14 protein-coding genes are annotated in these 19,161 nt (G+C 64.6%); 7 read left to right on the forward strand and 7 right to left on the reverse strand.

Features of this window, described 5'->3' with window-relative positions:
- Nucleotides 1–4: 4 nt before the first annotated feature.
- Nucleotides 5–667: a lipopolysaccharide kinase InaA family protein gene (locus AC25MA_RS03685; protein ID WP_279153052.1), complete on the forward strand. Its 663-nt coding sequence runs from the start codon at nucleotides 5–7 to the stop codon at nucleotides 665–667.
- A 4-nt stretch (nucleotides 668–671) separates the two neighbouring features.
- Here the strand turns inward: AC25MA_RS03685 and AC25MA_RS03690 are convergent, their stop codons facing one another.
- The 5 genes from AC25MA_RS03690 to putP all read right to left on the reverse strand — a co-directional run bounded on the left by AC25MA_RS03690 (nucleotide 672) and on the right by putP (nucleotide 7,457).
- Entirely contained in the window at nucleotides 672–2,120 is a 1,449-nt protein-coding gene (locus tag AC25MA_RS03690; protein WP_486971790.1) for a hypothetical protein, read from the reverse strand.
- A 39-nt stretch (nucleotides 2,121–2,159) separates the two neighbouring features.
- The gene (locus AC25MA_RS03695) at nucleotides 2,160–3,062 is read right to left on the reverse strand and encodes a glycosyltransferase family 2 protein (protein WP_279153050.1); all 903 of its coding nucleotides are present in this window, start codon (nucleotides 3,060–3,062) and stop codon (nucleotides 2,160–2,162) included.
- Entirely contained in the window at nucleotides 3,049–4,803 is a 1,755-nt protein-coding gene (locus AC25MA_RS03700) for a carbamoyltransferase family protein (protein ID WP_279153049.1), read from the reverse strand. Before AC25MA_RS03700 ends, AC25MA_RS03695 begins: the two co-directional genes overlap by 14 nt.
- 196 nt (nucleotides 4,804–4,999) lie before the next feature.
- Entirely contained in the window at nucleotides 5,000–5,836 is an 837-nt protein-coding gene (locus AC25MA_RS03705) for a 23S rRNA (adenine(2030)-N(6))-methyltransferase RlmJ (protein WP_069016023.1), read from the reverse strand.
- A 142-nt stretch (nucleotides 5,837–5,978) separates the two neighbouring features.
- Nucleotides 5,979–7,457: a sodium/proline symporter PutP gene (gene putP, locus AC25MA_RS03710; RefSeq protein WP_028688306.1), complete on the reverse strand. Its 1,479-nt coding sequence runs from the start codon at nucleotides 7,455–7,457 to the stop codon at nucleotides 5,979–5,981.
- On the opposite strand from putP, the gene AC25MA_RS03715 reads away from it, so the two are divergent.
- Together AC25MA_RS03715 and putA are read left to right on the forward strand one after the other, a co-directional pair.
- Complete coding sequence (locus AC25MA_RS03715; protein WP_143496106.1) at nucleotides 7,456–7,719, forward strand: hypothetical protein; 264 nt, start codon at nucleotides 7,456–7,458, stop codon at nucleotides 7,717–7,719. The two genes, putP and AC25MA_RS03715, sit on opposite strands and share 2 nt — an antisense overlap.
- A 96-nt stretch (nucleotides 7,720–7,815) precedes the next feature.
- On the forward strand, nucleotides 7,816–11,766 hold the full coding sequence (putA, locus tag AC25MA_RS03720) for a trifunctional transcriptional regulator/proline dehydrogenase/L-glutamate gamma-semialdehyde dehydrogenase (RefSeq protein WP_062360185.1): 3,951 nt from the start codon (nucleotides 7,816–7,818) through the stop codon (nucleotides 11,764–11,766).
- A gap of 135 nt (nucleotides 11,767–11,901) precedes the next feature.
- On the opposite strand, the gene AC25MA_RS03725 is transcribed toward putA, so the two are convergent.
- Both AC25MA_RS03725 and AC25MA_RS03730 read right to left on the reverse strand, forming a co-directional pair.
- Nucleotides 11,902–12,186, reverse strand: a complete 285-nt coding sequence (locus tag AC25MA_RS03725) for a helix-turn-helix domain-containing protein (RefSeq protein WP_028688308.1) — start codon at nucleotides 12,184–12,186, stop codon at nucleotides 11,902–11,904.
- Nucleotides 12,187–12,235: 49 nt separating this feature from the next.
- The gene (locus AC25MA_RS03730) at nucleotides 12,236–12,568 is read right to left on the reverse strand and encodes a type II toxin-antitoxin system RelE/ParE family toxin (RefSeq protein WP_028688309.1); all 333 of its coding nucleotides are present in this window, start codon (nucleotides 12,566–12,568) and stop codon (nucleotides 12,236–12,238) included.
- 276 nt (nucleotides 12,569–12,844) lie between these two features.
- Here AC25MA_RS03730 and AC25MA_RS03735 point away from each other — a divergent pair, with 276 nt between their 5' ends.
- From AC25MA_RS03735 to mdtD, 4 genes are all read left to right on the forward strand, one after another.
- Entirely contained in the window at nucleotides 12,845–14,641 is a 1,797-nt protein-coding gene (locus AC25MA_RS03735; protein WP_062360187.1) for an acyl-CoA dehydrogenase, read from the forward strand.
- A gap of 173 nt (nucleotides 14,642–14,814) precedes the next feature.
- On the forward strand, nucleotides 14,815–16,257 hold the full coding sequence (locus tag AC25MA_RS03740) for a TldD/PmbA family protein (RefSeq protein WP_486971791.1): 1,443 nt from the start codon (nucleotides 14,815–14,817) through the stop codon (nucleotides 16,255–16,257).
- Nucleotides 16,257–17,588 (forward strand): TldD/PmbA family protein, encoded by a 1,332-nt coding sequence (locus tag AC25MA_RS03745; protein WP_486971792.1) that lies wholly within the window; start codon nucleotides 16,257–16,259, stop codon nucleotides 17,586–17,588. Before AC25MA_RS03740 ends, AC25MA_RS03745 begins: the two co-directional genes overlap by 1 nt.
- Before the next feature lie 124 nt (nucleotides 17,589–17,712).
- Nucleotides 17,713–19,140, forward strand: a complete 1,428-nt coding sequence (gene mdtD, locus AC25MA_RS03750) for a multidrug transporter subunit MdtD (RefSeq protein ID WP_028688312.1) — start codon at nucleotides 17,713–17,715, stop codon at nucleotides 19,138–19,140.
- Nucleotides 19,141–19,161: the final 21 nt, after the last annotated feature.

Raw genomic sequence — 19,161 nt, forward strand, 5'->3', positions numbered from 1 at the left:
ACGCATGCAAGCAATGGATCATCCCACCTACCTGGCCCTGCGCGAGGGCGCTCAGGTGCTGGAAGCCGATGGCTCAGGCGACAAGGTGCTGCGCTTGCGTGACGGCCTGATGCTCAAGCTGTTCCGGCGCAAGCGCCTGCTCAGCTCGGCGCTGCTGTTCCCCTATGCGGCGCGCTTCGAACGCAATGCCCGGACATTGGCTGGGCTGGGCATCCCCTGCCCCGAGGTGCTGGCCATCTACCGCATTGCCAGCATCGCCCGCGATGCGGTGTACTACCGCCCGCTGCTGGGGGACACCCTGCGCCAGCGCCTGGAGGACCAGGACCAGGCACAAGCCCTGCGCGCGCAATTGGGACGGTTCGTTGCGCGCCTGCATGAAGCCGGGGTCTACTTCCGCTCGCTGCACCTGGGCAACGTGGTGCTGACGCCCGACAACGACCTGGGCCTGATCGACATCGCCGACCTGCAACACCAACGCCGGGCACTTCGCGACAGCCAGCGCGAGCGCAACTTCCACCATATGCTGCGCTACCCCCAGGACCGCCAGTGGTTGCTGGGGGAGGATAACGGCGCAACCTTCCTGCAGGGCTATCGCCAGGAACTGGAGCGGGGCCAGCACAAACCCCGCCCGCGCCTGCTGGACAACCTCCGCCAGTTGCTCGACTGAGCCGTCAGCGACCGATCACCACGAAGGTCGCCTTCTTGCGATTGGAGAAACTGGCCAGCACGCGCAGCTGGTGCTGCTCGAGCCAGGCCGTGAGCCAGGGTTCGTCTGGTTTGGCCTCGAATACGAAGTAGCTGTACTGCTGCGCCTCCGCCCCCTCCAGCACCTGCTCACGCTTGGGCAACGTGGGGTATCCGCGACCCGCGTAGTAGCTGACACGGCTGTCTTCGAAATAGACCTTGGCTTGCGGATCGACGTTGGCGCTGACCCAGCGCCCCGCCTCGACGATATGTGGCTTGCCGGCACCGGTGGAGATGACATTGGCCAGCATGACCAGCAGCGCCACCGCCACCAATGCCTTGCCCAGCCGCGGGAAGCGCTGGGCAAACAGCATCGCGCCCACCGCCAGCAGCGGCAGCGCCAGGAGATTGAGGAAGCTCAGGTAACGACCGTTCATGAACTGCTGGGCGATGAAGAACAGCAAGAGCACCAGGCTGTAGATCAGCGCCGCCCAGGCAAATGGCCGGAACTCGTGCAGGTAGGTGCGCAGCGCCTGCCAGGTGCCACGCCGCAGGAACGGCAGGCAGAACGGCCCACTCAAGGCAATGAACTTGATGGCCAGGGCCGCCAGCAAGCCGAAGAACACGATTCGCCCCGCCTCGTCGCGGGAATACTTGTGCTTGAGGCTGTCACCGAACTGCTCCGCCAATGCCTGGAAAGCGGTCAGCACCTTGCGCGGGTCGACCAGGCCGAGGAAGTAGTCCACTCGCCCCAACGACAAACCACCCTTGGCCAACAGCACCATGGCCGCCGCGATACCAGCAACCAGCGGCACGCAGATGAACTGGACGAATGCCGTCAGGCCGCCGCGCTCGCGCAGGCCAAACAGCATCCACAGGCCCAAGGCGCCTTCGAGCATCAGCGCCTCCAGACGGAACAGCACGGCACCGGCGACCGCCACATGGATGCTGGCCGCGCGCAACCAACCGCCCCGCACCTGCCATTGCAAGGCCAGCCACAGCGCCAGCACGCTGAAGAACCAGAAACCATACTCGCGAATGATGTCGTTGCGGAACTGATTGACCGCCGGCATCGCCAGCACCACCAGCAGCGCCCAGCCGGCGGCGGCCGGCACGCGCTGGCGTACCGAGTCGACCAGCAACGCACAGGTACCGGCCATGAACAGCGCGCACCAGAGGTAGGCGCACCACTCCATCGGCAACCGGGTGACGCCATGGGTGGCGGACAGCAGGAACGTGAACCACGGCCAGTCGAACGCCTGCCAGGCCACCTGCGGGCCTTCGCTGCTGATGCGCTGGGCGACACTCATGTAGAGCGCCGCGTCACGCCCCAGCGCAGTGGTGCCGAGGACGGCGATCAACGAGAGCAGCAAGCTGCCGATAAATGCCAGTCGTACCGGGTAGGTACCGACCATCCTTGAAACGTAAGAACCCACCGCGCTCCCCATCCTGTTCAGCAGTCAATTGTAAATCGGTCAGGCCCTGATCAACCGCACGGCCTTGCGCAGATAAGTCCAGCGCGCCGCCTGCAACGGGCTCAAGCGCAAGGCCTGGGCATAGAAACGACGCGCCGAGCGGCGGTCACCGGCCAGCAACGCCGCGCGAAACAGTGACAGGTAGCGCTGCGCCGTGTAGCGCCGACGCAGTACCTGGCATTCGTCGGGCAGGCTGGCGAACACTTCGCGAACCATGCCCAGGGCGTATTCCTCTTCGTTTTCGCGACTGTGACGCAAGCTGTCGGCATGCTTGTGGATACGCGCCAGAGGCCGGTTGGTCAGGGCCACCTGGGCATTGACCAGCAGGTAGGCGAACACCGGAATATCCTCGCCGCTGCGCAGCCCCTGCGGATAGGGCCTGCGCAGCAGCAGATCACGGGCAAACAGCGTGCAGCAGTGCGAAATGGAAATGCGCTTTTCCAGCAAGTAGCGGCGCGCCAGCGCCAAGGCCCCGGCACGCGGTACCGGTGTCGGCAGGCGCACGCGCTCCTCGCCGTCGGGGAACACCGAGATCTGCGCCCCCAGCACCAGGCCGGCCCCCGGATTGGCGGCCAGCACCTCGCGCAGCGTAGCGATGGCGTCCACCGTTAGCTCGTCGTCCGCGTCCAGCAGCAGCACATAGTCACCGCGCGCGTGCGCGATACCCTTGTTGCGCGCGGCGGCAGCGCCCGCATTGGGCTGATCGAGCACCTGCAGTTGCGGATAACGGGAGGCATAGCCAGCCAACACCTCCAGGGTATTGTCCTTGGAGCCGTCGTTGACCACGATCAGCTCCAGGTCATCCCCCCATTGGCACAACACCGAATCCAGTGCCCGCGGCAGCAGCTTCGCGTAGTTGTACGCCGGCATGACCAGGCTGATCAGTACCTCAGGCGTCGGCATACGCCGGCGCACCGTCTTTGACCACCAGGATGTCTTCCATGATCAGGTACTGCAGGTCCGAGCCGAAGAACATGTTCAGGGCGTCGGTCGGCGAGCAGATCATGGGTTCGCCGCGGCGGTTCAGCGAGGTGTTCAACGACACGCCGTTGCCGGTCAGGTCTTCCAGCGCCTTCATCATGTCGTAGTAGCGCGGGTTGTACTCACGCTTGAGCACCTGGGCGCGCGAAGTGCCGTCCTCGTGGACGACTTCCGGCACGCGGGTCTTCCACTCCTCGGCGACTTCGAAGGTGAAGGTCATGAACGGCGCGGGGTGATCGATCTTGATCATCTGCGGCGCGACAGTATCGAGCATCGACGGGCAGAAAGGTCTCCAGCGCTCGCGGAACTTGATCTGGTGGTTGATGCGGTCGGCAACGCCTTCCACGCTCGGGCAGCCTATGATCGAACGACCACCCAGCGCACGCGGACCGAACTCCATGCGGCCCTGGAACCAGGCCACCGGGTTGCCATCGACCATGATCTTGGCGATCTGCTCCGGCATGTTCTCCAGCTTGCGCCATTTCGGCTGGCTCGGGTGACGGGCACAGGCGGCGATCACGTCTTCATTAGAATACGCAGGGCCAAGGTAGACGTGTTCCATCTTCTCGACCGGCACGCCACGGGCGTGGGACACGTAGGCGGCCGCGCCAACGGCGGTACCGGCGTCGCCGGAGGCCGGCTGGACGAACAGCTCCTTTACATCATCACGGGCGATGATCTTCTGGTTCAGCTTGACGTTCAGCGCGCAGCCGCCGGCGAAGGCCAGCTTGCCGGTTTCTTTCAGCGTGTCGCCCAGGTAATGGTCGATCATCTGCAGGGCGAGCTTCTCGAACAGCGCCTGCATGCTGGCGGCGTAGTGGATGTAAGGCTCGTCGGCGATGTCGCCTTCGCGTTTCGGACCCAGCCACTCGATCAGCTTGGGCGAGAAGTAGAAGCCCTTGCCCTTCTCTTTATAGCGGCGCAGGCCGATGACGTTGGCGTATTCGGTGTTGATCACCAGCTCGCCGTTTTCGAAACTGGCCAGGCGCGAGAAGTCGTACTTGCTGGCATCGCCGTATGGCGCCATGCCCATGACCTTGAACTCGCCATCGAGCATCTCGAAGCCGAGGAACTCGGTGATCGCGCCATACAGGCCGCCCAGCGAGTCCGGATCGAAGAATTCCTTGATCTTGTGGATCTTCCCGTTTTCGCCATAGCCAAAGAAGGTGGTGGCGTACTCGCCCTTGCCGTCGATGCCGAGGATCGCGGTTTTCTCTTTGAAACCCGAGCAGTGGTAGGCGCTGGAGGCATGGGCCAGGTGGTGCTCGACCGGCTCGATCTTGATCTTCTTCGGATCGAAGCCCAGTTGCTCCAGGCACCAGACGATCTTCTTGCGGTAGCGCTTGTAGCGGCGGTTACCCATCAGCAGCGCATCGAGGGCGCGGTCCGGGGCGTACCAGTAGCGCTTGGCGTAATGCCAGCGGGCCTTGCCGAACAGGCTGATAGGGGCGAACGGAATGGCCACCACGTCGACGTCAGACGGCTTGATGCCGGCCTGCTCCAGGCAGAACTTCGCCGACTCGTAGGGCATGCGGTTCTTCGCATGCTTGTCACGCACGAAGCGCTCTTCTTCGGCGGCGGCAATCAGCTTGCCGTCGATGTACAGGGCCGCGGAAGGGTCATGGCTAAGGGCGCCGGACAGGCCAAGAATCGTCAGTGCCAAGGGTCTAGCCTCTCAAATCGGTATGAAGTGCGCCAACGGCCATTCGGGCGGATGGCGGCTAAAGGGCGGGATTATAACGCAAAGATGGTCAGGCGCGATGCACTCGCGTGGGAGCGGGCTTGCCCCGCGATAGCGGCGGATCCACCGGCGCCATCGCGGGGCAAGCCCGCTCCCACGAGGGTCACATGCCGTTAGGCTATTCGGCGATCAACCAGTCCATGCGCAAGCTGCCAGCGGTCTGCGCCAGCTCCTTGGCCAGCCACGGCAGCAGCGTCTTGAGCTCGTCCTCCAGGCCCCACGGCGGGTTGGCGATGGCCAGGCCCGAGCCGTTCAGGCCCTGCGGGCTATCCTGGTGGTGCACGTACAGCTCGACCCGCAGCAGCTTCGGCGCGCCGGTGCTGGTCAGGTCTTGATAGAAACGGGTCAACGAGCGCTGGTCCTTGATCGGATACCAGATCGCCGCGACGGTCTGGCGCATGCGACCGATCGCCTCTTTCATGGCCACGGTGCAGCGCTTGAGCTCGTCGGCCTGCTCGAACGGCGGGTCGATCAGCATGATGGCGCGCTTTTCCTGCACCGGCAGAAGCGCCCGCGGGATGTGCCAGCCTTCGCCCAGGTGAACGGTGACCCGCGGATCCTTCTTCATGTTCTCCTTGAGCAGCGCCCCATCTTCAGGGTGCTTCTCGTTGAGCAGGGCGCGGTCCTGCTGACGCATCAAACGACGCGCCAGCTCGGGCGAGCCCGGGTAGAAGCGCAGTTCGCCATCCGGGTTCAGGCGCTTGATGATGCGCAGGTAGTCGGCGGCCACTTCCGGCAGGTCGTCACGATTCCACAGGCGGGCCACGCCCTCGAGGTACTCACCGGTACGGCTCGCCTGGTCGCCCTGCAAGTCGTAGAGACCCAGGCCAGCGTGGGTGTCGATGTAGGCGAATGGCTGTTCCTTGCGCGACATCAGGGCGATGAGGCGGGTGAGCACGATGTGCTTGAGGACGTCGGCGTGGTTGCCGGCGTGGAAGGCGTGACGATAGTTCATGAGGACTCCTTCGGGGGCAACAAGTTTACCTTGCCTTGCAGCCGGCAAAAAGCATCGCGGGGCAAGCCCACTCCCACAAATGCCCGAGGACACGTGGGAGCGGGCTTGCCCCGCGATAGGGACAACGCCGATTCAGCAGGCGTTATTTGTCAGCGTGATACGCCGCGTCAGCAGTTTCAAAACGCGAAACCATGCTGTTCGACGGGCTGCCCAGCTTGCTCACCACGAAGATGGCGATGCTGGCGAACAGGAAGCCCGGGATGATCTCGTACAGGCCCATGTCCACGTAGTTCTTCCACAGGATCACGGTCAGCGCGCCGACCACGATACCGGCCAGGGCGCCATTACGGGTCATGCCCTTCCACAGCACCGAGATCAACACCACCGGACCGAAGGCGGCACCAAAGCCGGCCCAGGCATAGGCCACCAGGCCCAGCACTCGGTTTTCCGGATTGGAGGCCATCGCAATGGCGATAAGCGCGACAGCCAGGACCATCAGGCGACCGACCCAGACCAATTCCTGCTGCGAAGCGTTCTTGCGCAGGAAGGCCTTGTAGAAGTCCTCGGTCAGGGCGCTGGAGCACACCAGCAACTGGCAGCTCAAGGTACTCATCACAGCGGCCAGGATGGCCGACAGCAGGATACCGGCAACCCAAGGGTTGAACAGGATCTTGGCCAGTTCGATGAACACGCGCTCGTGGTTCTCGGTGACCGGACCTGCCAGGTCAGGATGCGCCGAGAAGTAGGCGATGCCGAAGAAGCCCACTGCGCAGGTACCGGCCAGGCACAGGATCATCCAGGTCATGGAAATGCGGCGGGCGTTGGCGATCGACTTCACCGAGTCGGCGGCCATGAAGCGCGCCAGGATGTGCGGCTGCCCGAAGTAGCCAAGACCCCAGCCCATCAGCGAGATGATGCCGATGAAGGTCGCGCCCTTGAACATGTCGAAGTGCGCCGGGTTCACCGCGTCGATGGCAGCGAAGGTCTGGTCGAAGCCGCCAGTGGAAATCAGCACGATCACCGGGGTAAGGATCAGCGCGAAGATCATCAGCGAAGCCTGCACGGTATCGGTCCAGCTTACGGCCAGGAAACCACCGATGAAGGTGTAGGCGATGGTCGCGGCGGCACCGGCCCACAGGGCGGTCTCGTAGGACATGCCGAAGGTGCTTTCGAACAGACGGGCGCCGGCAACGATGCCGGAAGCGCAGTAGATGGTGAAGAACACCAGGATGACGATCGCCGAGATGATCCGCAGCAGGCCGGTCTGGTCTTCGAAGCGGCTGGAGAAGTAGTCCGGCAGGGTCAGGGCATCACCGTTGTGCTCAGTCTGCACACGCAGACGGCCGGCGACAAACAGCCAGTTCAGGTAGGCGCCGACGGTCAGGCCGATGGCGATCCAGGCCTCGGAAAGGCCCGCAAAGTAGATGGCGCCCGGCAGGCCCATCAACAGCCAGCCGCTCATGTCCGATGCGCCGGCGGAAAGCGCGGTAACCACGCTGCCGAGACTACGGCCGCCGAGAATATAGTCGGAAAGGTTCTTGGTGGAGCGATAGGCGGCGAAGCCGATCAGCACCATTGCCGCAATGTAGATCACGAAGGTGATCGTTAGTGGATTGCCCATGAGTTGTGCCCTGGCGTTGTTTTTATCTCTTGCGACCGCCGTGCACGACGGTTGCACCCAGGCGGCGAATCCTATGCAACAACATGAACGAGGTGCAACCATTTTTCATTTGCAAGTTGCACCCAGCCATGGTTTTTCGGATAAAGCCCCTTTTTTGCTCCTTTTCGGAGCAAACGCAGCGTTTTACATAAGCAAAAGCAGCAAAAAAGACCGTTTCGGCTGTAAGGAAACATCCTTCAGACGAGTTGCACCTTTACCGTGAAGATTTCGGGTTGCACCCGGTTGCACCCGAATTGTCCTACAGGCTAATCTTGCCTTCAGCTTAGGCCACATCCGTGACCAATAACGAGGATAAGAAATGGCGACGACCACCCTTGGGGTCAAACTCGACGACCCGACCCGTGAGCGACTCAAAGCAGCTGCGCAGTCCATCGACCGCACGCCGCACTGGTTGATCAAGCAAGCGATCTTCAACTATCTCGAGAAGCTCGAGGGTGGCGCCACCCTGAACGACCTCAACGGCCATGCCGCCGCTGGCGACGACGCCGGCGAAGTCGCCGCCGACCACGCCCACCAGTGCTTCCTGGAATTCGCCGAAAGCATCCTGCCGCAGTCGGTACTGCGCTCGGCGATCACCGCCGCCTACCGCCGCCCCGAGCAGGAAGTGGTGCCGATGCTGCTGGAGCAGGCCCGCCTGCCGGCCGCCCAGGCCGAAGCCACCAACAAGCTGGCCGCGAGCCTGGCCGACAAGCTGCGCAACCAGAAGAGCGCCGGCGGCCGTGCCGGCATCGTCCAGGGCCTGCTGCAGGAGTTCTCGCTGTCCTCCCAGGAAGGCGTGGCGCTGATGTGCCTGGCCGAAGCACTGCTGCGCATCCCCGACAAAGGCACCCGTGACGCGCTGATCCGCGACAAGATCAGCACCGGCAACTGGCAGCCGCACCTGGGCAACAGCCCGTCGCTGTTCGTCAACGCCGCCACCTGGGGCTTGCTGCTGACCGGCAAGCTGGTCAGCACCCACAACGAATCCGGCCTGACTTCCTCGCTCACCCGCATCATCGGCAAGAGCGGCGAGCCGATGATCCGCAAGGGCGTCGACATGGCCATGCGCCTGATGGGCGAGCAGTTCGTCACCGGTGAGACCATCGCCGAGGCCCTGGCCAATGCCAGCAAGTTCGAAGCCAAGGGCTTCCGCTACAGCTATGACATGCTTGGCGAAGCCGCGCTGACCGAGCACGACGCGCAGAAATACCTGGCGTCCTACGAGCAGGCGATCCACTCGATCGGCAAAGCCTCGCACGGCCGCGGCATCTATGAAGGCCCGGGCATCTCGATCAAGCTCTCGGCCCTGCACCCGCGCTACAGCCGTGCCCAGTACGAGCGCGTGATGAACGAGCTGTACCCGCGCCTGCTGTCGCTGACCCTGCTGGCCAAGCAGTACGACATCGGCCTGAACATCGACGCCGAGGAGGCCGACCGCCTGGAGCTGTCGCTGGACCTGCTCGAGCGCCTGTGCTTCGAGCCGTCGCTGGCCGGCTGGAACGGCATCGGTTTCGTCATCCAGGCCTACCAGAAGCGCTGCCCGTACGTGATCGACTACGTCATCGACCTGGCCAAGCGCAGCCGTCACCGCCTGATGATCCGCCTGGTGAAAGGCGCCTACTGGGACAGCGAGATCAAGCGCGCCCAGGTCGAAGGCCTGGAAGGCTATCCGGTCTACACCCGCAAGGTGTACACCGACGTTTCCTATGTTGCCTGCGCCCGCAAGCTGCTGGCCGTGCCAGAAGCCATCTACCCGCAGTTCGCCACCCACAACGCCCACACCCTGTCGGCCATCTACACCATCGCCGGGCAGAACTACTACCCGGGCCAGTACGAATTCCAGTGCCTGCACGGCATGGGCGAACCGCTGTACGAGCAAGTCGTGGGCAAGATCTCCGAGGGCAAGCTGAACCGTCCATGCCGCGTGTACGCACCGGTCGGCACCCACGAGACCCTGCTGGCCTACCTGGTCCGTCGCCTGCTGGAAAACGGCGCCAACACCTCGTTCGTCAACCGCATCGCCGACCACTCGATCTCCATCCAGGAACTGGTCGCCGACCCGGTCGCCAGCATCGAGCGCATGGGCACTCAGGAAGGCAGCATCGGCTTGCCGCACCCGCGCATCCCGATGCCGCGTGAGCTGTACGGCAGCGAGCGGGCCAACTCGGCCGGCATCGACATGGCCAACGAACACCGCCTGGCGTCGCTGTCCTGCGCCCTGCTGGCCACCGCCCACAATGACTGGAAAGCCACGCCGCTGCTGGCCTGCGCCGCCAGCGAGCAGCCGGCCACACCGGTACTCAACCCGGCCGACCACCGCGATGTCGTGGGCCACGTGCAGGAAGCCACCGTCGCCGACGTCGACAACGCCATCCAGTGCGCACTGAACGCCGCGCCGATCTGGCAAGCCACCCCACCGGCCGAGCGCGCCGCGATCCTCGAACGCGCCGCCGACCTGATGGAAGCCGACATCCAGCCGCTGATGGGCCTGCTGGTGCGCGAAGCCGGCAAGACCTACGCCAACGCCATCGCCGAAGTGCGCGAGGCCGTGGACTTCCTGCGCTACTACGCGGTGCAGGCACGCAACGACCTGCGCAATGACAGCTGCCGCCCTCTGGGCCCGGTGGTGTGCATCAGCCCATGGAACTTCCCGCTGGCGATCTTCTCCGGACAGGTGGCCGCGGCGCTGGCCGCCGGCAACCCGGTACTGGCCAAGCCGGCCGAACAGACCCCGCTGGTCGCCGCCCAGGCCGTGCGCCTGCTGCTGGAAGCCGGCATCCCCGAAGGCGTGCTGCAACTGCTGCCAGGCCAGGGCGAAACCGTCGGTGCCGGCCTGGTCGGTGACGAGCGCGTCAAGGGCGTGATGTTCACCGGCTCCACCGAAGTCGCCCGCCTGCTGCAACGCAACATCGCCGGGCGCCTGGACAACCAGGGCCGCCCGATCCCGCTGATCGCCGAAACCGGTGGCCAGAACGCCATGATCGTCGACTCCTCGGCGCTGACCGAGCAGGTGGTGATCGATGTGGTCTCCTCGGCCTTCGACAGCGCCGGCCAGCGTTGCTCGGCCCTGCGCGTTCTGTGTCTGCAGGAAGACTCCGCCGACCGCGTGATCGAGATGCTCAAGGGCGCCATGGCCGAAAGTCGCCTGGGCAACCCGGAGCGCCTGTCCGTGGACATCGGCCCGGTGATCGACGCCGAGGCCAAGGCCGGCATCGAGAAGCACATCCAGGGCATGCGCGACAAAGGCCGCACCGTCTACCAGGTGGCCATCGCCGAAGGCGAGGAGATCAAGCGCGGCACCTTCGTGATGCCGACCCTGATCGAACTGGAAAGCTTCGACGAGCTCAAGCGCGAGATCTTCGGCCCAGTGCTGCACGTGGTGCGTTACAACCGCAAGGACCTGGACCAGCTGATCGAGCAGATCAACGCTTCCGGCTACGGTCTGACCCTGGGCGTGCACACCCGCATCGACGAGACCATCGCCAAGGTGGTGGACAACGTCAACGCCGGCAACATGTACGTCAACCGCAACATTGTCGGTGCCGTGGTCGGCGTGCAGCCGTTCGGCGGTGAAGGCCTGTCGGGCACCGGCCCGAAAGCCGGCGGCCCGCTGTACCTGTACCGCCTGCTGTCGACCCGCCCGGCCGACGCCATCGCCCGCCACTTCCAGGCCGACGATGCGCGCAGCAAGGCCGACACCACCCTGCGCGACCAGCAGCTCAAACCGCTGACCACCCTCAAGACCTGGGCGGCCAGCAGCCAGATGAGCGACCTGGCCGCGCTGTGCGAGCAGTTCGCCGAGCAGTCGCAGAGCGGCATCACCCGCGTGCTGCCAGGCCCGACCGGCGAGCGCAACACCTACACTGTGCTGCCTCGCGAACACGTGCTGTGCCTGGCCGACAACGAGGCCGACCTGCTGGCCCAGCTGGCGGCGGTGCTGGCCGTGGGCAGCTCGGCGGTGTTCCAGGACGGCGAGCCGGCCAAGACCGTGCGCGGCCGTCTGCCGAAGGAGCTGCAGGCGAAGATCAAGCTGGTGGCCGACTGGAGCAAGGACGACGTGGCCTTCGACGCGGTCATCCACCACGGTCACTCCGACCAGCTGCGCGGTGTTTGCGAGCAGGTGGCCAAGCGTGCCGGCGCGATCGTCGGCGTGCACGGGCTGTCGAGTGGCGATCACCAGATCGCCCTGGAACGCCTGGTGATCGAGCGGGCGGTGAGCGTGAACACCGCGGCGGCGGGTGGTAACGCCAGCCTGATGACCATTGGCTGACGCTGACGGTCGGTGAACGGAGAAGGAGAGCTCAGGCTCTCCTTTTTTGTGGGAGCAACTGTCTTGCCGAGATTTCTCAACCTGGCAGCCCTCACCTAATCAGGAAAAGCCCGCGCAACTAAAGCGAAGCAACCATCACGCAGATTTCTTTTTCACCGTAAAATCGACTTCCAGATCGGCGTTCGCCAGGATATTCACCAGAGCATCCAGCGAGAACTTGTCTATCTTGCCGTTGAGCAAGTCACTCAAACGTGGCTGAGTCAGATGCAGTCGCCGTGCTGCGTCTTTCTGCGGCAGATCCCAGGATTGGACAATCCTGGTCAATACCCGCATCAGCTTCGCCCGAAGCCGCAGGTTCTCGGCCTCTGCGGGTGAGTCGAACAGCGCATCCCATACCGAAGTGGAGCGTTCGTTTGTCATCGCAAATCCCTCTGTGCATCCATCTCGTTCAAACACTGTCGACTCCAGCTCAGCAGGCGCCCAACAATTTGTATCGCGCTCTCGCCAGATCGATATCGCGCTTTTCCGTCTTCTCGGTCGTCTTGCGAAACGCGTGCAGGACATAAACCGCTTCTGGTCGACTCACGACATAGAACACCCGAAACGCCCCGTCCCGACACTTGATGCGGATTTCCCGCGTCCCAGGCCCAACGCTTTCCATTGGTTTCCAGTCGAAGGGAGCTTCACCGTCCTGGATCAGCTCCAGCTGATACCCGGCCCGCTGCCTTGCCACAACCGGAAAGTCCCGCAGGTCCTGCTTGCTGCTACCCAACCATTCGATTGGCTTTTGCCCGTCATGCATCCTGCACGCTCCCGCCAATGCACTCGCCTGGCTTGCCCATACCGGAGGCGTAAGCTCTCCATGAGCGGCAAAGATAAAACTATATCGATATCGATATAAGCGCAATTGCGTGACAAGGCTTTGCGACGGGTAACACCCATATCCATAGCGCCCGGCGCAACCCAAGGAGACCTGGGTGATGGCAACTTCTGCCCCCATATCACCCAAACCAATTAACCTGTCCCCTGCCCTATCACCTTGCCTAGACTCGCTGCATCCCGAACCAGGAATGCCGCCATGTCCGAGCAACTCCTCAGCAACCGCAACCTCGCCTTCGAGCTCTACGAAGTCCTCGACGCCGAGGCCCTGACCCAGCGCCCGCGCTTCGCCGAGCACAGCCGCGAGACCTTTGACGCGGCGCTGACCACCGCCCGCACCATCGCCGAGAAGTACTTCGCCTCGCACAACCGCAAGGGCGATGAACACGAGCCGCGCTACGTGGAAGGCCGTGCCGAGCTGATCCCGGAGGTGAAGCCTGCGGTCGACGCCTTCCTCGAAGCGGGCTTCCTCAACGCCAACCGCGACTTCGAAGTCGGCGGCATGCAGTTGCCCAGCCTGGTATCGCAAGCCTGCTTCGCCCACTTCCAGGCCGCCAACGCCGGCACCACGGCCTACCCGTTCCTGACCATGGGCGCGGCCAACCTGATCGAGAGCTTCGGCAGCGACGAACAGAGACGCTTGTTCCTGCAACCGATGATCGAGGGCCGTTACTACGGCACCATGGCCCTGACCGAACCCCACGCCGGCTCGTCCCTGGCCGATATTCGCACCCGCGCCGAACCCGCAGACGACGGCACCTACCGGCTCAAGGGCAACAAGATCTTCATCTCCGGCGGTGACCACGAACTGTCGGAGAACATCGTGCACATGGTCCTGGCCAAGCTGCCGGACGCACCGCCCGGGGTGAAGGGCATCTCGCTGTTCATTGTGCCCAAGTACCTGGTCAACGCCGACGGCAGCCTGGGGCCGCGCAACGACGTGCTGCTGGCCGGGCTGTTCCACAAGATGGGCTGGCGCGGCACCACCTCCACCGCGCTGAACTTCGGGGACAACGGCCAGTGCGTCGGCTACCTGGTGGGCCAGCCGCACCAGGGCCTGGCCTGCATGTTCCAGATGATGAACGAGGCGCGCATCGGCGTCGGCATGGGCGCGGTGATGCTGGGCTACGCCGGCTACCTGTATTCCCTGGACTACGCCCGCCAACGTCCACAGGGCCGCCTTCCAGACAACAAGGACCCGAACAGCCCCGCCGTATCGATCATCGAGCACAGCGATGTGAAGCGCATGTTGCTGGCGCAGAAGGCCTACGTGGAGGGTGCTTTCGACCTGGGCCTGTACGCGGCCCGGCTGTTCGATGACACCCACACCGCCGCGGATGCCGAGGCTCGCCGGCAAGCCCTGGAACTGCTCGATCTGCTCACGCCCATCGTCAAGTCCTGGCCCTCGGCGTTCTGCCTGAAAGCCAACGAGCTGGCGATCCAGATCCTCGGCGGCCACGGCTACACCCGCGAGTACCCAGTCGAGCAGTACTACCGCGACAATCGCCTCAACCCGATCCACGAAGGCACCGAGGGCATCCAGTCCCTCGACCTGCTCGGGCGCAAGCTGGCGCAGAACAACGGCGCGGGGCTCAAGCAACTGATCCGCCTGATCGCCGGCACCTGCGAGCGCGCCAGCCATCACCCGAACCTCGATCCGTTGCGCCAGCCCCTGGAGCACCTGGTCAACCGCCTGCAGAGCGTGACCCTCGCCCTGCTCGGCGACCTGGCCAGCGGCAAGGTCGCCGGCGCGCTGGCCAACTCGGCGCTGTACCTCAAGGTGTTCGGCCACTGCGTGATCGGCTGGCGCTGGCTGGAGCAGGCCATTCATGCCGAGGTCGGCCTCCTCAAGGGCAGCGATCGCGACTTCTACCTGGGCAAACTCCAGGCCGCGCGTTATTTCCTCACCTGGGAAGTGCCGGGCTGCCATAATGACCTCGCTTTGCTCGAGGCCCGCGACGATACGTGCCTGGGCATGCAAGAGGGGTGGTTCTAGGCTTTGTACGAAAAGTCGCCGAGCGGCGATCAGGCAAGGCGAAAACAGGCGAGGAAGCGGAGTTTGCTGGTTGCAAATGAGCATTCCGAGCCTGTTTTCAACGCAGCATGATCGACGCGCAGGCACTTTTCGTATAAAGCCTAGGGGGGGCCACCGCACACACGGAGATTTCCATGTTCGACTCCAACACCCTGCTGCGCCAGCGTTTTGCCGCGTTGCGCAGCACGGCCGAACTGTTCTCGCTTCGCCATGTGAAGCAATCGCACCAGTCACTGTCGGTTCGGCGCAACGTCGCCGAGCCTCCCTTCTTCAGCCAGGATGAAGGCGCCATGCTCACCGTGCGGGTGGAGGGCATCGAGGCCTACGCGGCCACCGCCGACCTGTCCCAGGCTGGGCTGCAACGTGCCCTGGAGCACGCCGAGGCGCTGGCCCGACGGATCAAGGCCAGCAGCCTGCTCGACCTGAACGGCCAGCCAGCCCCGGACGGACGCCACGACCATGTCTCGCCCAATTTCGAACAGCCCCTGCCCAACCTCGCCGAATGCCTGGACCTGCTGGCCGCCGAATCGGCCAGCGTGCCCATGGACGAACGCCTGGTGGACTGGCAGGCCAGCCTGGGCATCAGCGTGGTCGAGCAGACCTACCTGAACTCCGCCGGCGCCGAGCTGCGCCATGCCCAGCGCTTCGTCTACCCGGGCCTGGGTGTCACCGCCAGCGACGGCCAGGACAGCCAGAGCCGCAGCCTGGGCCGGGAGAACTTCGGCCAGCAGGGCGGCTTCGAGGTGATCGAGCGCTGTGGCCTGGTCGGCGCTGCCCGCCGGGTGGCCGACGAGGCGCTGCAACTGCTGCTGGCACCGAATACCCCAAGCGGCCGGCGCGACCTGCTGCTGATGCCCGACCAGATGATGCTGCAGATCCACGAATCCATCGGCCACCCGCTGGAGCTGGACCGGATCCTCGGCGATGAGCGCAACTACGCTGGCACCAGCTTCGTCAAAGCCGAAGACTTCGGCCATCTGCAATACGGCTCGAAGCTGCTCAACGTAACCTTTGACCCAACCCTTCGCGAGGAGCTGGCCAGCTATAGCTTCGATGACGACGGCACCCCGGCCAGCAAGCAGTTCCTGATCCGCGATGGCCTGCTGGTTCGCCCCCTGGGCGGCGCTCTTTCGCAACTGCGCTCGGGCCTGGATGGCGTGGCCAACAGCCGAGCCTGCGGCTGGAACCGCGCGCCGATCGACCGCATGGCCAACCTCAACATCGAGCCGGGCGACCAGTCGCTTGAGCAACTGGTCAGCGGCATCGAGCACGGCATCCTGATGCGTACCAACCGCTCCTGGTCCATCGACGATGCGCGCAATAAATTCCAGTTCGGCTGCGAGTGGGGGCAGTTGATCGAAAACGGCAAGCTCAAGGGCGTGGTGAAGAACCCGAACTACCGGGGCATCTCCGCCGACTTCTGGCGCAACCTCTCGGCCGTGGGCGACAGCAGCACCTACCAGGTGCTCGGCACGCCCAACTGCGGCAAGGGCGAGCCTAACCAGGTGGTGCGGGTCGGTCACGCATCGCCCGCCTGCGTGTTCCGTCAGATCGACGTATTCGGGGGAGACGCCTGATGAGCGCCCTGTACCAGCAACGCTTCGAAAACCTGCTCGACAGCCTGAACGCCGCCGTGCAACCGGGCGAGCAGTTCACCCTCGGCTACAGCGCCGAGCATTCGCAGTTCGTGCGCTTCAACCATGCCAAGGTGCGCCAGGCCGGACTGGTCAGCCAGGCCAGCGTGCACCTGCGGTTGGTGCGCGAAGGGCGTCAGGCCGAACAGCAGATCACCCTGGGCGACGATCCCGACCTCGACCAACGGCGTCTGCACGACGCCCTGGCGCAGTTGCGCCAGACCTTGCCATTGCTGGCGGTGGATCCCTACCTGAACCTCGACGACAGCGCCTGGCACAGCCATAGCCTGCTGGAACAGCCATTGCCCGAGCTGGACGCAGTTCTGGCCCTCATCGAGCGCGAAGCCGGTGACCTGGACCTGGTCGGCATCTATGCCGCCGGCCCCATCTGCCGGGGTTTCGCCAGTTCCTTCGGGGCCTTCGGCTGGCACCAGGCCAATAGTTTCAACGTCGACTGGAGCCTGTTCCACGCCAACGGCCAGGCGGTCAAGGCCAACTATGCCGGGCAGACCTGGAGCGGCGAGACCTTCGCCGCGCGCCTGCGTCAGGCCCGCGAACAGCTGGCGTACCTGGGACGCCCGGCCATCACCCTCAAGCCCGGCAGCTACCGAGCCTACCTGGCGCCGGCGGCAATGGACGAGATCGCCGGGATGCTGTGCTGGGGCGGTTTCTCCGCCCAGGCCCTGGCCACGGGCAACAGCCCACTGCAGCGCCTGTACAACGGCGACGCGCAACTGAGCCCACGAGTGAGCTTCAGCGAGCAAGTCAGCGGCTCGCTGAGCCCAGCGTTCTCCGACGAGGGCTCGCCCCGTCGCGACCTGCTGCTGATCGGCGAAGGCCGTGCGCTGGAGCGGCTGGTAAGCGCCCGAAGCGCCGCCGAGTTCGCCCAGCAGGCCAATGGCGCAGACAGCCACGAGTCGCCGTGCGCGCTGAGCCTGGCGCCGGGCAACCTGCCTGGCGAAAAGATTCTGGAGCGTCTAGGCACCGGGCTGTACATCAGCAACCTGTGGTACCTGAACTATTCGGACCTGCCTGCGGCACGCATGACCGGGCTGACCCGCTTCGCCACTTTCTGGGTGGAGAACGGGCAGATCCAGGGGCCAGTGAGCACCATGCGCTTCGACGACAGCCTGTACAACCTGCTGGGTAGCCAGCTCGAAGACCTGACCCAGGAGCGCGAGATGATCCTCTCGACCAGCACCTATGGGCAGCGCAGCACCGGATCGAGTCATTTGCCGGGGGCGTTGGTCAAAGGGCTGACCCTGACATTGTGATCGGCAGGATCGGCCTCATCGCTGGCAAGCCAGCTTCCACAATGACCGGCATGCGCTACCCCTGTGGAAGGCGGCTTGCCGGCGACGAGGTCGGCCCAGGCAACACAGGACATTGAGGTAACCCATGCCCGAACGCGCACCACTGGACCCTGTCACCGCCCGCTGGATCCCCTGGGTGGTGGCCATCGCCTTCTTCATGCAGTCGCTCGACGGCACCATTCTCAACACCGCGCTGCCGGCCATGGCCCGCTCGCTGGCCGAGGACCCGCTGCGCATGCAGGGGGTGATCATTGCCTACATGCTCACCGTGGCTCTGCTGATCCCGGCCTCGGGCTGGATCGCCGACCGTTTCGGCACCAAGCGCATCTTCTTCAGCGCCATCCTGCTGTTCAGCTTCGGTTCGCTCTTGTGCGCCATGGCCAACAGCCTGGCGTTCCTGACCCTGGCCCGGGTCATCCAAGGCCTGGGCGGCGCGTTGATGCTGCCGGTCGGGCGCCTGGTGGTGCTGCGTGCCTACCCACGCTCGGAGCTGGTGCGGATCATGAGCTTCATTACCATCCCCGGCCTGCTCGGCCCGCTGCTGGGTCCGACCCTGGGTGGCTGGCTGGTGGAGATCCTGACCTGGCACTGGATCTTCCTGCTCAACCTGCCGGTGGGCGCACTGGGCTGCTATGCGGTGTGGAAGTTCATCCCCGACCTGCGCGGGGCTGAACGCACCCGTTTCGATACCCCAGGTTTTTTGCTATTCGGCGCGGCAATGGTGCTGATCACCATTGCCATGGAAGGCCTGGGCGAACTGCACCTGCCGCACCTGCGAGTAATGCTGTTGTTGTTCGCCGGCATGGCATGCCTGGCCGCCTACTGGTTGCGCGCCGGGCGTGACCCGGAACCTCTGTTCTCGCCCTCGCTGTTCCGCGTACGGACCTTCGCCATCGGTATCCTCGGCAACCTGTTCGCCCGCCTGGGCAGCGGCGCCTTGCCCTTCCTCGTGCCCTTGCTGTTGCAAGTGGCGCTGGGCTATTCGCCGGCCCAGGCCGGCATGAGCATGATCCCGCTGGCGGCGGCGGCGATGCTCGCCAAGTCCATCGCCCGGCCGCTGATCGAGCGCCTGGGCTACCGCATCGTGCTGACCGGCAACACCCTGCTGCTGGGCCTGCTCCTGGCCAGCCTGGGGCTGGTCGACGAGCAGACACCCTATGCCGTGCTACTGGTGCAACTGGCGCTGCTGGGGGCGGTCAACTCGATGCAGTTCACAGCGATGAACACGGTGACCCTGATCGACCTCGACGATGCCAGCGCCAGCAGCGGCAACAGCCTGCTGTCAGTGGTCGCGCAACTGTCGCTGAGCCTGGGCGTGGCCTGCGCCGGTGCCTTGCTCGGCGGCTTCACCGCAGCCGGCAGCGGCGATGGCGTGCAGAGCACCTTGGGCGCCTTCCAGCTGACCTTCGTCACCATCGGCGTGATGGCCATGCTGGCGGCGGCGATCTTCCTGCAACTGGCACCGACAGACGGAAGGCGCGCTCGTCGTCCGGAAGAGCACGTCGAGTCGTAGGGCGAATGGCCATGAGGCTGG

This window comes from Pseudomonas sp. P65(2024), from assembly GCF_057480955.1.